A 12,084-nucleotide genomic window follows, 5' to 3' on the forward strand; every position below is an offset into this window, starting at 1 on the left:
CAGCTCACCCGATGGCGCGAGCCCATCCGGCTCAGCGGGGGGTTCCAGCGCCATGGCGGGCGTCCGGGGCACTCGCTCGCACATCTGAAACTGCGTCAGCCCCTAGATTCCGAGTGAACCTAGGGGCTGCGCTCGTAGCGGCCAACCGGGTGCCGTCACTCCGCTTCGCGCGGACAAATCCGCTGATCGGACACACGGTTCAGCACGGATTCAGTGGACCGCCGATCCCCATCAAGCCCGGGAACCGCTGACCCGCTACAGGGCTGAGCGGGCGAGGAGGCCCGATCCCGCTCAGCCCTGCGCCGCCCAGGGCTCCAAGGTCCAATCGGGGAAGGAGAAATCGTCCCACAGCGCGCGTTCACCGTCCTGCGGCGCGTTCTGCAGTTGCTCTGGTACATCCCAGATCTTGGTGGTCCGCGCCGTCGGGGTGTAGGTCGGCCAGCCCGGCGAACCGGTGCGGGCGAATCCGGACCAGGCGTCCATCATGTCCCGGGAGAGGGTGGTGAGTTGCGGCCGTTCGGCGGCCAGCGTCGCGGCACCGCGCGGGTAGGCGTCGAGGTCCAGGTTGCCGAGGACGAAGGGCACTTCCTCGGTGTGCATGGCGCCGAGGTTCTGGGCCTCGGGCAGCCCCGCGACATAGGGCACCTGCCAGTCGAACTGGTAGACGTGAGTGGGCCGCCAGCGGGCCTGGGCCTCGGCCATCCGCAGCGTGGGCACGCGGAAGACCTGGTCGGTGAGCATGGCGTTGACCACCCGGCCCGGCGGCAGGCCCGGCCGGTCAGCCGCATACACCTGGTACATCTGCTGCTTCCGGTCGGCCAGCACGACGGGGAAGCTGCGATAGGCGGAGAGCGGCAGGTCGAGCACCCTGGGGTCGAAGAGCGCCCAGTAGTCGGTCTCGTTCTCGTTGCTGCCGAGCAGCAGGTCGACGTGGCGGGCGCTGCCGGCCGCGATCCGGTCCACCACCGGCCCTGGAATCAGGGTGCCGTCGATGGCCGGGCCGAAGAAGAGCGCGCTGGCCGCTCCCGAGATCCCCTGCTGGGCCTTCTGCTGGAGCTGGAGCAGTTGCGCGGTGCTCAGCGCGTCCAGTTGCGCGACGCTGGTGATGTTCCCGGCGGCCAGCACATGCGTGGCGGCGTCCTGCGCGTACTGGCGGTTGTGCACCAGGTAGCCCGGCCCGCTCTCCACGATGGCCCGCTGGAACAGCCGCTCGGGATGGTCACCGGCCAGCATCGCGGAGATCGAGATCGCGCCTTCCGACTCCCCGAAGACCGTGACCCGCCCCGGGTCCCCGCCGAACGCGCGAATCTGCCCCCGCACCCAGGTGAGCGCCGCGATCTCGTCGCGCAGCCCGTTGTTCCCGGAGCCCGCATAGCGCGGATCCAGGCCGCCGAGTTCGGTCCAGCCGAGCAACCCGAGCCGGTAGTCGACGCTGACCACGACCGCGTCGCCGCGCGCGGCCAGCGCAGAGCCGTCGAAGACCGGTTCGCTCGCGGCACCGAACTCGTCCGCGCCGCCGTGCAGGAACACCATGACCGGTTTGTGTGTACCGCCGGTACGCGGCTGCCAGATCTGGGTGTACAGGCAGTCCTCGGTGCCGACTCCGGGGCCGGCGGCCAGGTCCTGCGGGCACCCCGGCTTTGCCTTGGTCGCTGCCAGCGTGCCCTGCCAGGGCAGCGGCGGGGCCGGCGGTCGGAACCGCCGGGCGCCGGTGGGCGGCGCCGCGTACGGCACGCCGAGGTAGGCGCAGACCGCGCCCTGGGCCACGCCCTGCACCCGCCCGAACCCGGTACGGGCGAGGCAGTCGCGCCCGCCGGTCACGCTCGCGCCACCGCCACCGTCGGCTGCCGCCGCCGGGCCGGCCGCGCCGAGCAGGCCCCCCACGAGCAGCGCGAGCACGGCCGCCACCGCTCCCGTCGCCTTGCCGATGGCCGTCCGGACCATGACGCACGCCCCTCTCGCACCCGGGGACCGGAGGACCTGACTGGCCCTCAGCTGCCTCCAGCATGCGCGATCGAGGGGCCCGGGGAATCAACCCGGCGGGTGGAACCGTGGATCTCCACCCTGGGGTGGAGGTGACAAGGCCACCCGGGTGGACCCGGACTGACGGAGTGTCACCTCTCAGGCAGCGGGCTCAGCGCAGCCGACTGGCCACCTCGCCCAGCGCATCGGCCAGCACCGCGAGCTGCTCCCGGTCCAGCACGTCGATCAGCGCCTCCCGCACCGCCGCCACATGCCCGGGCGCCGCCTGGCGCAACAGGGCCATCCCCTCGTCGGTGAGATAGGCGAACACTCCGCGCACATCGCTCGCGCAGGACCGCCGCCCCACCAGTCCCGTCTTCTCCAGCTGGGCGACCTGGTAGGTCAGACCGCTCTTGGAGGTGATCACGCGGTCGGCCAGCTCGGTCATCCGCATGGCGCGCTCGGGCGCGGCCGACAGGTGCACCAGGATCTCGTACTGCGGGTGCGACAGCCCGGCCTCGTCCTTCAGCTGCTGCTCCAGCCGGCGCGCCACCAGGTTGCTTGCCGCCACGAAGCCGCGCCAGGCCGCCATCTCCTGCTCGTCCAGCCACTGGGTCTCTGCCATGGGTGCCACTGTAGTCGGCCGTTCAAATTTGAAGCGAACTGTGGTACGGCGCCAGGCCCGGGCAGGCCGGTCCGGCTGCCGCCCCAGACGGGACGGCCACCGGCGATTCGCCGACCGTTTTCGTCCGGAATGACTAGGTTTGGAACCACCACAGGAGAGGACGGACACCATGGCCACCCCGGTCGACCACCAGACTCACAGCGCACACGACCACCAGCATGGCGAGGGCTGCGGCCACACCGCCGTCCCGCACGCCGGCCACGTCGACTACGTGCACGACGGCCACCTGCACCGCGTCCACGACGGCCATGTCGACGAGTGCGAGACCCCGGCCCACGTCGAGCACTCCGACCACACCCACCGCCACGGCGAGGGCTGCGGCCACACCGCCGTCCCGCACGGCGACCATGTCGACTACGTGCACGACGGCCACCGCCACGCCGCCCACGCGGGGCACTGGGACGACCACTGACCCCGGGCCCGACTGCGCCGCCGCCGGCCCGGGTCAGCCCGGGCCGGCGGCGGCGCAGTCGGCACAGGTGCCGGTCAGCTCCACGGCGTGGCGGACGTCGGCATCAGCCGAGCCCGGCCCGGCCTGGTTTTCATCTCCAGCCACCTCAAAACCAAATTTTGACCCGGCGAGACGGCAGTGGCACGACAGGCCCGGGGGCAGGCGACTTGACATGGTGTCAGGTCGCGGCAAGAGTCTTAGTGCTAATGGTTTTCATCTTCGATACCGAAAGGCCGGACCGCCATGTCACTCAACGTCTCCCCCGCCCTGCTCGCCCAGGCCGAGGCCGGCGAGGTCGACCAGGCCGAGTTCATCGACACCGTCCGCACCTCGCTCCCGTACGCCTACCAGGTGGTCGCCGGCCTGAGCAGTGAACTCGGCGACACCGCCGAGGAGTTCGTCAACGACAACACCACTCCGACCGACGACGAGCGGGCCCAGCTGCTGCGCGCCCTCGCCAGCAACGCCATCCGCGGCAGCCTGGAGCAGCACTTCGGGGTCAAGCTCGCCTTCGTCAACTGCCACCGGGTCGCCGCCTTCCGCCCGGGTAGCGAGCAGGGCGACGCCTACCGCCAGTTCACCTCGCAGCGGAACCAGATCCTCAACCAGAGCCCGGAGCTGCGCAGCTGCTGAGACAACAGCCGCTCCCCGCACGGGTGTGGGGTGGCACCGTCCCCCCGGTGCCACCCCACACCCGTGCGCGCAGCCGAGCCGCGCTACCCTCCCTTGGTCCATCGGTGCAGGTGAGCGGGGTACGGCAATGGTTTCGCGGGACAGCGGCACGGCGGCCGGCCTGAGGTACACGGCCGTCGGCATCGCCGCCACCGGCCTCGGCGGCATCGGCACCGCGTTCTGCGTCGACCAGGCGGTGCTGGACGCAGGCCTGGTCGGCGACCAGGCGACGTTCCGGATCCAGAAGTGCATCACCTCCAAAGACGGCAAGACCTTCACCACGAGCTGCTGGGGAACGGTCCACGCGCAGCAGGGTGACTGGTCGGCCCGGCTCGACGAAATGCCCAGCTCCTACTCGCCCGACCAGGCCGTGCAGGTGCGCTGCGTGGCACGCGACTGCCGCCAGCAGGACGCCTCCGGGGCGGCCGGGTTCCTGATGGGCTTCTGCGTCACCCTGGTCGTCCTCGGCGCGGGCCTGCTGTCCCTGCTGACGGCGGCACGCTGCTGGCTGGGGCCCGACTTCGCCCGGGTCACCCACCCGCGCCGCGCCAAGCTGGTGGACAAGGGGTTCACGGTGTTCTGGCTCAGCGTGGTCGTGCTGTTCTTCGGCTCCGCCGTCATCCTGCTGGCCGGCGCCCACTGAGCGCGCGACCCTTGCACCAGGGCTGACGACGCCCTGGTTGTTCAAATTCGAACGACAAGGTAGGGTCGAGGCGTCGAGGTTCAAATTTGAACTAGATCTGGACAGACCGCCCGAGCCCATCCGGCAAGGAGACCGACATGCCCGTTCGCCGCCTCAATCACGCGGTGCTCTACATCCGCGACGTCGCGACCTCCGTCGCCTTCTACACCGAGGTGCTCGGCTTCAAGGTCGATGTGGAGATCCCCGGACGGGCCGCCTTCCTGAGCGCCAAGGAGACCCTCAACGACCACGACCTCGGCCTGTTCGCGATCGGCGCCGGCGCCCCCGGGCCGCAGTCCGGCCGGGTCGGCCTGTACCACCTCGCCTGGGAGGTCGGCACCCTGGGCGAGCTGGCCGAGATCGGTCGTGAGCTCGCCGAGCGCGGCGCCCTGGTCGGTGCCACCGACCACATCGTCTCCAAGTCCTTCTACGCCAAGGACCCGGACGGCAACGAGTTCGAGGTGATGTGGCGGGTGCCGCGCGAGGACTGGCCCAGCGGGGACGAGGAGGGCGGCATGCGGGCGCTGGACCTGCAGGCCGCGATCGACCGCTGGGGCACCGAACTGGCCACCGGCGCCGCGGCCGGCTCCCCGACCTGAGCCGACCCGAGCCCCCTCAACCGACCGCGCCGGGCCCCGGCCCCGCGCTGGCAGCGGGGACACCAGAACGCCAACCGCTGCTGCGGTGCCACGCCCTGGCCGGCGGTGCGGATCGCCGTACCGCAGCGCCGGCAGGGCTGCCCGGCCCGCCCGTAGACCCAGTGGCTGCGGTCCGACCGCAGCTCACCGGTGGTCGGATGCCCCGGGCGCATCCGGTTGGCATGCAGCAACCGCTGCGCCTTGGCGAGCACCCTGGCCGGCGCGGGCAACTCGCCGAACGGCGTCCAGGGTGTGACGCCCGCGCCGACCGGAGCTAGGCGCGCATCGACCACTCGGCAGCCCTGGGCATAGTCTGCCGTCCCGCCCGGCTGGGCCGGGAGCACGGTGCAGTCCGACAGCGCGCGCTCCGCCACGACCCCGAATCGCACAGGGGCCAGGAACGGTTCATCCTCAGCCCGCCGCGCGTGCTGGTTCAGGCGCAGGAAAAGGGTTGGCCGGCAGCCAGGACGAGGCGCACCTGCCGCAGTACGTCGAGCTCGTCGAACGGGTTGCCGTCGACCACCAGGACGTCGGCGCGGAAGCCCTCGGCAAGCCGTCCGGCGTTGGAGCCGATGCCCAGCGCGTTCGCCGCGCTGACGGTGGCCATGTCGACGATCTTCCAGAGCGGACCCTGATGCCTGAAGCAGAGGTTCATGCCTGTTCGCCGAGTTGGTACAGCGACGAACCTCACGTCCGTCGTGACGGGCTCCTGGGCCCGGAAGCGGGCCCAGGAGTGGCGGTCTACCGGGATGCGTCGGGGTACGCGGCGGTCGCGCGGATCTCGACGAGGAGTCCCGGGCTGGCGAGGCCGCTGACCCCGATGATCGTCCAGGTCGGGTAGGGGGCTTCGACGAGGCGCTGCTTGGCCTCGATGAAGCCGGGCAGGTGCTGGCGGATGTCGACGTGGTAGCTGGTGACGTCGACGAGGGCGGACATGTCGAGGTTCTCCAGCCGAAGGATCTCTTCGATCTTCCGCAGGGCGATCTCGGTCTGCTCTTCGATGGTGTCCGGGATGGTTCCGTCGGCGCGGCGACCGATCGTTCCGGCGATGAACAAGAGGCCGTGCGCGCGGACCGCAGCGGAATAGCCGAAGCTTGCGAAGGCGCTGGTGGTTTGCCCGAAGACGGCGTTGTCCTCGGGGACCTCGATGGTGTGGACGGTCATTGTGGTGCTTCCCTTTCCTTGTTGACGGGGCCGTGGGCTTCGTGGAGTCAGTTGCCCCAGCGGGACGAGCGGCAGGTGTGCTCCAGCCGGGTCCGGCCGAAGGTCTCGCGTTCGCGCAGGAGTTCGCCGGGGACCGTGTACCGGGGTGCGTTCTTCGGGTTTTTCGCGGCTTGCGCGACGATCGCATCGGTGAGTGAGCGAGCCATGTCCAGCCGTGGATAGGCGGCGTGCACGGCGTCGGCCTGCTCGTCGGTGACGGCGTCGACGGTGTTGGCGCTCACCGGGCCGCTGACGTCGAGGGTGACGCCCTCGCGGACGAGCAGGCACAGCGTGCCGCGGCGTTCCGCGATGCCCGGGGAGGTGTGCAGGGCGATGGCCTGCCAGACCTGGTCGGCGTCGGCTGCGGGTACTCCGCGGCCGGTCAGGAACGAGGCGGCCCGGTCGGCGCCTTCGACCTCGAACCGCTGGCTGTGCGGGCCGTCCGACGCCACGCCGAGGTCGTGCATCGCGCACGCGGCGAACAACAGGTCGTCGTGGTAGTCGTGGCCGGCGGCCAGGCCGAGGCGGTCGGCCACCAGCCGGGCGAACAGGTAACTGCGGATGCTGTGGTTGACGACGGACGGCGTCTCCACTGGCCGGATGAGGTTCACGACGGCGTCGGCAAGCGGAGTGCCGGGCAGCGTGATCAGGTCGGCGGTCGCCTCGTGGGTAGGTGCGGTCATGTCTTCAGCCTGGCCGCGACCCCCCTGACCTGGTGAGAGGCAAAATTTCCATACTTCGATAGGATCTTGCCATGACAGTGCATCACGTCGCGGTCCTGGCGCTGGACGGGGTCACCCCGCTCGACCTGGCGATCCCGGCACAGATCTTCACCGCCCGGCCGGAAACCCCCTACGAGATGACCCTGTGCGCGCTGGGCGCGAAGGTGGCCACCACCGCGGGTTTCGCCCTGCTCGCCGCCGGGGGCCTGGAACAGGTGCGCACCGCCGACACCGTGATCGTGCCGGGATTCGAACCGATCCTCCCGTTGCCGGACGCCGCGCTCGACGCACTGGCCCAAGCCCGCGACCGGGGCAAGCGTGTGGTGTCGATCTGCACGGGCGCCTTCGCGCTGGCCCAGGCGGGCGTACTGGACGGGCTGCACGCCACGACCCACTGGAAACACATCGACGAGTTCGAACGGGACTTCCCAGCCGTCACCGTCGAGCGCGACGTGCTCTACGTCGACCAGGGCGACGTGCTCACCTCAGCCGGGGTGTGCTGCGGCATCGACCTGTGCCTGCACATCGTGCGCCGCGACCTGGGCGCGGACGCAGCCAACCAGATCGCCCGCGGTCTGGTCGCCGCCCCGCACCGAGACGGCGGGCAGGCCCAATACGTACCGGCTCCCGTCGCGGTGGCCGGCGAGGCATCGCTCTCCAGCATCCGCGGATGGGCCCTGCAACGGCTCGGCGAGCCGCTCACGCTGCGCGTGCTCGCCCGGCACGCGGGCCTCTCGCAGCGCACCTTCATGCGCCGGTTCACCGAGGAGACGGGCACCACCCCGTTGCAGTGGCTGCTCAACGCCCGACTCGGCAGAGCACGGGAAATGCTGGAAACCACGGACCGCTCGGTGGATCAGGTCGCGCGGGACTGCGGGCTGGGCACCGCAGCCAACCTGCGACTGCACTTCCGGCGCACACTGGACACCACCCCCACCGCCTACCGCCGCACCTTCACACACTTGACCTCGCGCAGTCCGGCCCGTTCACCAGCAGCTCCGCGCTCGGACCGAGAACGGCCACCACGACACTGAAGGGTCGCAGGCGGGTCGCCGCCGTCCGATGAGAGGTTTCGTAGCGCCTGTGAGGCTCCTACGCAAGCCAGGAGCGCCAGTGTCCACCAGGACCTTGCCAACCGCGCGGCGCAGCAGCGCGACGGCCTCGCCGCGGCGGTCGCGCAGGCGCTCGAGCTCCAATGCGCCGTAGCCGATCCGGAATACGGTGCAGGCGGCGAATGAAGCGGTCGCGGTGGTCATGACGCTGTCTCCTCGGTCGGTGCTCGCAAGGCGGTGTACAGCAGTTCGGCCTGGTACAGCGCCATGACCCGGTGGGCAATCGGGGTGGCGAGCTCCCGAGCCTGCGCCGGCTCGTGCTGCTCGACCTTGACGAGCCAGGCCGTGACGCAGTCGTGCAGCATCGCGCGCATCCGGTCGGTCATGTCGACGACGATGTCGCGCATGGCCGGGTCGGTGGTCGCCTCGCCCCAGGTCTGCACGCCGACGCGGGCCTCGGCGGGGTTGATTGCGGCGATCAGGCGGGAGAGCAGTTCGTCTGGGCCGGGTGGGGCGTCGGCCGCGGCGTACTCGCCGAGGACGTCGGCGCGCTTGGCGAGCACCTCACGGGCGGCGGCCCGCACCAGGTCGGCCTTGTTGCGGTAGTGGGCGTAGATCGAGCCGGCCGAGAGGCCGGACTCGGCGGTGATGTCGGCGATCGAGGTCCGTTCCAGGCCGTTGCGACTGAAGCAGCGGACGGCGGCCTCGGCGATCTGGGTCTTCCGGAGTTCCTTGCGCGCGTCGGTGAGCCGAGGCACCACGCCCCCACAAAGAGAATCGCTGTTCTGCTTGTGGGGACATGAGCAGAACCATGGTTCTGTTTGCGCTGGATGCGCGGGGTGTGCAACGTGCCGCTGGGCGGCGGCTGCTGGCCTGGGAGGTGATGCTCGGCGCCCTATCGCTGCACCTGCCCCTGGCTGCATTTCCACGCGGTCCTCACCGGTCCACGCCTCCCATCACCGGGTCGATGCTTGCCACCGCGACGATGACGTCCGCGACCTGCCCGCCCTCGCACATCGCGGCCATCGCCTGCAGGTTGGTGAAGCTCGGGTCGCGGAAGTGCACCCGGTACGGCCGCGTGCCGCCGTCGGAGACGACGTGCACTCCCAGCTCACCCCTGGCGGACTCGACCGCCACGTAGACCTGCCCCACCGGGACGCGGAAGCCCTCCGTCACCAGCTTGAAGTGGTGGATCAGCGCCTCCATGGACTCGCCCATGATCTTCCGGATGTGGTCGAGCGAGTTGCCCAACCCGTCCGGGCCGACGGCCAGTTGGGCGGGCCAGGCGATCTTCTTGTCGGCCACCATGACCGGGCCGGGGGCCAGCCGATCCAGGCACTGCTCGACGATCCGCAGCGACTGGCGCATCTCCTCCAGCCGGATCAGGAACCGGCCGTAGGAGTCCGCGGTGTCGGCCACCGCGACCTCGAACTCGTAGTTCTCGTAGCCGCAGTAGGGATCGGACTTGCGCAGGTCGTGCGGCAGGCCGGTGGCCCGCAGGATCGGGCCGGTGGCGCCGAGCGCCATGCAGCCGGCCAGGTCCAGGTGGCCGACGTCGACCAGGCGGGCCTTGAAGGCCGGGTTGTCGGTCGCCAGCTTGTCGTACTCCAGCATCCGCGAGCGCAGCAGCTTCACGCCCTCCTGGATCTGGTCCAGTGTGCCCGGGGGCAGGTCCTGCGCCAGGCCGCCCGGCCGGACGTAGCCGTGGTTCATGCGCAGGCCCGTCACCAGCTCGAAGATGTCGAGGATGACCTCGCGGTCCCGGAAGCCGTAGATCATCAGCGTGGTGGAGCCGATCTCCATCCCGCCGGCGGCGATCGCCACCAGGTGCGAGGAGATCCGGTTGAGCTCCATCATCAACACCCGGATGACGGTGGCCCGTTCGGGGACGTCGTCGGTGATGCCGAGCAGCTTCTCCACCGCCAGGCAGTAGGCGGTCTCGTTGAACAGCGGCATCAGGTAGTCCATCCGGGTCACGAAGGTCGTGCCCTGGACCCAGTTGCGGAACTCCATGTTCTTCTCGATGCCGGTGTGCAGGTAGCCGATGCCGCAGCGGGCCTGTCTCACCGTCTCGCCGTCGATCTCCAGGACCAGGCGCAGCACGCCGTGCGTGGACGGGTGCTGCGGACCCATGTTGACGATGATCCGCTCGTCATCGACCTGCGCGGCGGCGTCCACCACCTCGCCCCAGTCGCCGCCGGTGACGGTGTAGACGCGACCCTCGGTCGTGTCGCGCGCTCCTGCCGACTCATGCTCGCTGCCGCTCATCAGCCGTATGACCTCCGCTCGGGTCACCAGTCGCGTCTGTGTGCCCGTGTCGCGGCGCGCGACGGGCACAACGGGCCGCAGCCCGTCTCAGCCGGCCGGCCCTCGCGCCGGTCGCACGGGCACGACCTGGCGGCATGGGCTGCTCAAGTCCAGAATCACGCACATCTGCCATGAACACCCGGCCGGACCGGCAGCGCACCAGCCACGGCCGTACCGCGGAACAGTCAAGGGGGTTCGGGGCCGGGCAGACCGTTCGTGATCGGCACACACCGCGCCGAAGGTCCGACGGAACGGCCCGCGCATCCGGGACGAGGCGGCTTGCCGCCGGAAGCGCGGAGGGCAGGCACATCCATGACTGACTGCCGCAGGATTAGCGATTCATCATCTTTCAGGGCGGACCGCAACTGGCGCCCACGTGCCGGTTGCGTACCCCCCACCTCCGTCCCTCCAGCCGGGGTTGGCATTGGCCGAGGGACGGTGATTCAAGAATTCGTCATCTCCTGAAACCACGACGTCTACGCCGCCCAGTGCCCCTGTCGCGCACTACTCGACCTGCTCGCCAACAAGTGGTCCGCCCTGGCCATCGGCGCCCTGGAGGAGGGGCCGCAGCGGTTCGGAGAGCTCCAGCGCAGGCTCCAGGGCGTCAGCCCCGAGGTCCTCACCCAGACCTTGCGCCGGCTGGAGGACTTCGGCCTCCTCGACCGCACCGTCTACCCCGCCGTCCCACTGCACGTCGAGTACTCCCTCACCCCTCTCGGCCAGAGTGCCGCCGTCCCGCTCAACGCGCTCCGCTCCTGGGTCGAGGACAACATCGACCACGCCTTTCCACCCAAGCCGGTCGCGCAGTAACAGACGCACAGCGCGAACCAACCGGGCCCAGGGCGGCTGGAGACGTTCGCGATGCTGATGCGCACCGGTCGGGCAGCACCCGGGCGTCGACGGGGACGCCAGGGCCGTCCCGCACCGGGGTGAGCAGCAGCAGGACCGGCTCGGCCAGCACGTCCAGGGCGGCCCGGAACCACGGCTCTCCGATGCCGGGTGGGGGCCGCAGGGCTGGACAGCGCGAGGCGATAGCTGGTCTGACGGCGCTCGGTGTCGGAGTCCGAACGGACTGCATCGGGCCAGCCGACGGCCAGTGCGCCGATGATCCGGTCGCGAATCCGCAGCGGGAGGGCGCCTATACGGTCCTGGCTGGCACGACGGCCTCGTTCTGTCGCCCGGCCAGCTGGGCCCTAACCGGTCGGCCCCCTGGGCCGCCCTTGGGCCACGCCGGGCTGGCTGGCACTGACGAGTGCTGGACCTGCCCGCTGGCTCATGGTGACGGCGAGCGCGGCTTGTGCTGTCCCGGCCCGCCGCATGGCCGCGACGCCGCGGGTCGTCGTGCGGAGCAGTATCCGTTAGCCGGACATCCGCCGGGACCACGTCTCCGGTTTCCAGTTCTATGACCTGCCCCGGCCTCAGTCGTCCTGCCGGGACCAGGACCACGTCGTTCCGCCGCACCAGCCGAGCCCTGCGCTGCTGCCCCGCCGAGAGAGCGGACAGCGCCTTCTCGGCGCGCAGCCGTTGCACGCCGCCCACCGTGGCGTTCAGCGTCAGGGCACCGACGACCAGGATCGCAGGCGAGATCGATGTGCCCATCGCGCCAGGTGGCCAGCCAAGTGCCCGGGCCGGAAAGGACCGGCCGTACCAGGGTGCCGTCCTCGGCACGCTGCCACCCAGGGTGGTCGGTGGGGAGGACGGTCATGGGCC

Annotated in this window: 13 protein-coding genes and 3 pseudogenes; 6 read left to right on the forward strand and 10 right to left on the reverse strand. The window is 70.5% G+C overall.

From position 1 onward, the window contains the following. Window positions 1-291: 291 nt before the first annotated feature. Both P3T35_RS19365 and P3T35_RS19370 read right to left on the reverse strand, forming a co-directional pair. Window positions 292-1,944 (reverse strand): carboxylesterase family protein, encoded by a 1,653-nt coding sequence (locus tag P3T35_RS19365; protein WP_101378865.1) that lies wholly within the window; start codon window positions 1,942-1,944, stop codon window positions 292-294. A gap of 190 nt (window positions 1,945-2,134) precedes the next feature. Beyond that, a complete protein-coding gene (locus P3T35_RS19370) occupies window positions 2,135-2,587 on the reverse strand; it encodes a MarR family transcriptional regulator (protein ID WP_101378866.1) in 453 nt (150 codons plus the stop codon). Window positions 2,588-2,756: 169 nt separating this feature from the next. Here P3T35_RS19370 and P3T35_RS19375 point away from each other — a divergent pair, with 169 nt between their 5' ends. The 4 genes from P3T35_RS19375 (at window position 2,757) to P3T35_RS19390 (ending at window position 5,051) form a co-directional block, all read left to right on the forward strand. Continuing rightward, a complete protein-coding gene (locus P3T35_RS19375) occupies window positions 2,757-3,059 on the forward strand; it encodes a hypothetical protein (protein WP_101378867.1) in 303 nt (100 codons plus the stop codon). Window positions 3,060-3,341: 282 nt separating this feature from the next. Further along, window positions 3,342-3,731: an SCO5389 family protein gene (locus tag P3T35_RS19380; RefSeq protein ID WP_101378868.1), complete on the forward strand. Its 390-nt coding sequence runs from the start codon at window positions 3,342-3,344 to the stop codon at window positions 3,729-3,731. 127 nt (window positions 3,732-3,858) lie between these two features. Further along, window positions 3,859-4,413: a hypothetical protein gene (locus P3T35_RS19385; protein WP_101378869.1), complete on the forward strand. Its 555-nt coding sequence runs from the start codon at window positions 3,859-3,861 to the stop codon at window positions 4,411-4,413. 137 nt (window positions 4,414-4,550) lie between these two features. After that, entirely contained in the window at window positions 4,551-5,051 is a 501-nt protein-coding gene (locus P3T35_RS19390; protein ID WP_101378870.1) for a VOC family protein, read from the forward strand. Window positions 5,052-5,110: 59 nt separating this feature from the next. On the opposite strand, the pseudogene P3T35_RS19395 reads toward P3T35_RS19390, so the two are convergent. The 4 genes and pseudogenes from P3T35_RS19395 to P3T35_RS19410 form a co-directional block, all read right to left on the reverse strand. Beyond that, window positions 5,111-5,263: pseudogene (locus P3T35_RS19395) on the reverse strand (zinc finger domain-containing protein); the annotation flags it as partial. A gap of 260 nt (window positions 5,264-5,523) precedes the next feature. Continuing rightward, window positions 5,524-5,745, reverse strand: coding sequence for an amidohydrolase family protein (locus P3T35_RS19400; RefSeq protein WP_101378871.1), 222 nt, complete (start codon window positions 5,743-5,745; stop codon window positions 5,524-5,526). An 86-nt stretch (window positions 5,746-5,831) separates the two neighbouring features. Next, on the reverse strand, window positions 5,832-6,254 hold the full coding sequence (locus P3T35_RS19405) for a RidA family protein (RefSeq protein ID WP_101378872.1): 423 nt from the start codon (window positions 6,252-6,254) through the stop codon (window positions 5,832-5,834). A gap of 47 nt (window positions 6,255-6,301) precedes the next feature. Continuing rightward, window positions 6,302-6,976, reverse strand: coding sequence for an HD domain-containing protein (locus tag P3T35_RS19410; protein ID WP_101378873.1), 675 nt, complete (start codon window positions 6,974-6,976; stop codon window positions 6,302-6,304). A gap of 71 nt (window positions 6,977-7,047) precedes the next feature. On the opposite strand from P3T35_RS19410, the gene P3T35_RS19415 reads away from it, so the two are divergent. Beyond that, window positions 7,048-8,049, forward strand: a complete 1,002-nt coding sequence (locus P3T35_RS19415) for a helix-turn-helix domain-containing protein (protein ID WP_101378874.1) — start codon at window positions 7,048-7,050, stop codon at window positions 8,047-8,049. Between the two features lie 99 nt (window positions 8,050-8,148). Here P3T35_RS19415 and P3T35_RS19420 read toward each other — a convergent pair. The 3 genes and pseudogenes from P3T35_RS19420 to P3T35_RS19430 all read right to left on the reverse strand — a co-directional run. Then, window positions 8,149-8,271: pseudogene (locus tag P3T35_RS19420) on the reverse strand (aldo/keto reductase); the annotation flags it as partial. Further along, on the reverse strand, window positions 8,268-8,825 hold the full coding sequence (locus P3T35_RS19425; RefSeq protein WP_180356312.1) for a TetR family transcriptional regulator: 558 nt from the start codon (window positions 8,823-8,825) through the stop codon (window positions 8,268-8,270). The pseudogene P3T35_RS19420 and the gene P3T35_RS19425, both read right to left, overlap by 4 nt. A gap of 178 nt (window positions 8,826-9,003) precedes the next feature. Beyond that, the gene (locus P3T35_RS19430; protein ID WP_101378876.1) at window positions 9,004-10,335 is read right to left on the reverse strand and encodes an NADH-quinone oxidoreductase subunit D; all 1,332 of its coding nucleotides are present in this window, start codon (window positions 10,333-10,335) and stop codon (window positions 9,004-9,006) included. Between the two features lie 552 nt (window positions 10,336-10,887). Between P3T35_RS19430 and P3T35_RS19435 the strand changes: the two genes are divergently transcribed. Next, on the forward strand, window positions 10,888-11,184 hold the full coding sequence (locus tag P3T35_RS19435) for a helix-turn-helix domain-containing protein (RefSeq protein ID WP_101378877.1): 297 nt from the start codon (window positions 10,888-10,890) through the stop codon (window positions 11,182-11,184). Between the two features lie 549 nt (window positions 11,185-11,733). Here the strand turns inward: P3T35_RS19435 and P3T35_RS19440 are convergent. Continuing rightward, window positions 11,734-11,976, reverse strand: a pseudogene (locus P3T35_RS19440) (hypothetical protein); the annotation flags it as partial. Between the last annotated feature and the right edge of the window lie 108 nt (window positions 11,977-12,084).

Source organism: Kitasatospora sp. GP30, from assembly GCF_029892145.1.
GTDB classification, from domain to species: domain Bacteria; phylum Actinomycetota; class Actinomycetes; order Streptomycetales; family Streptomycetaceae; genus Kitasatospora; species Kitasatospora acidiphila.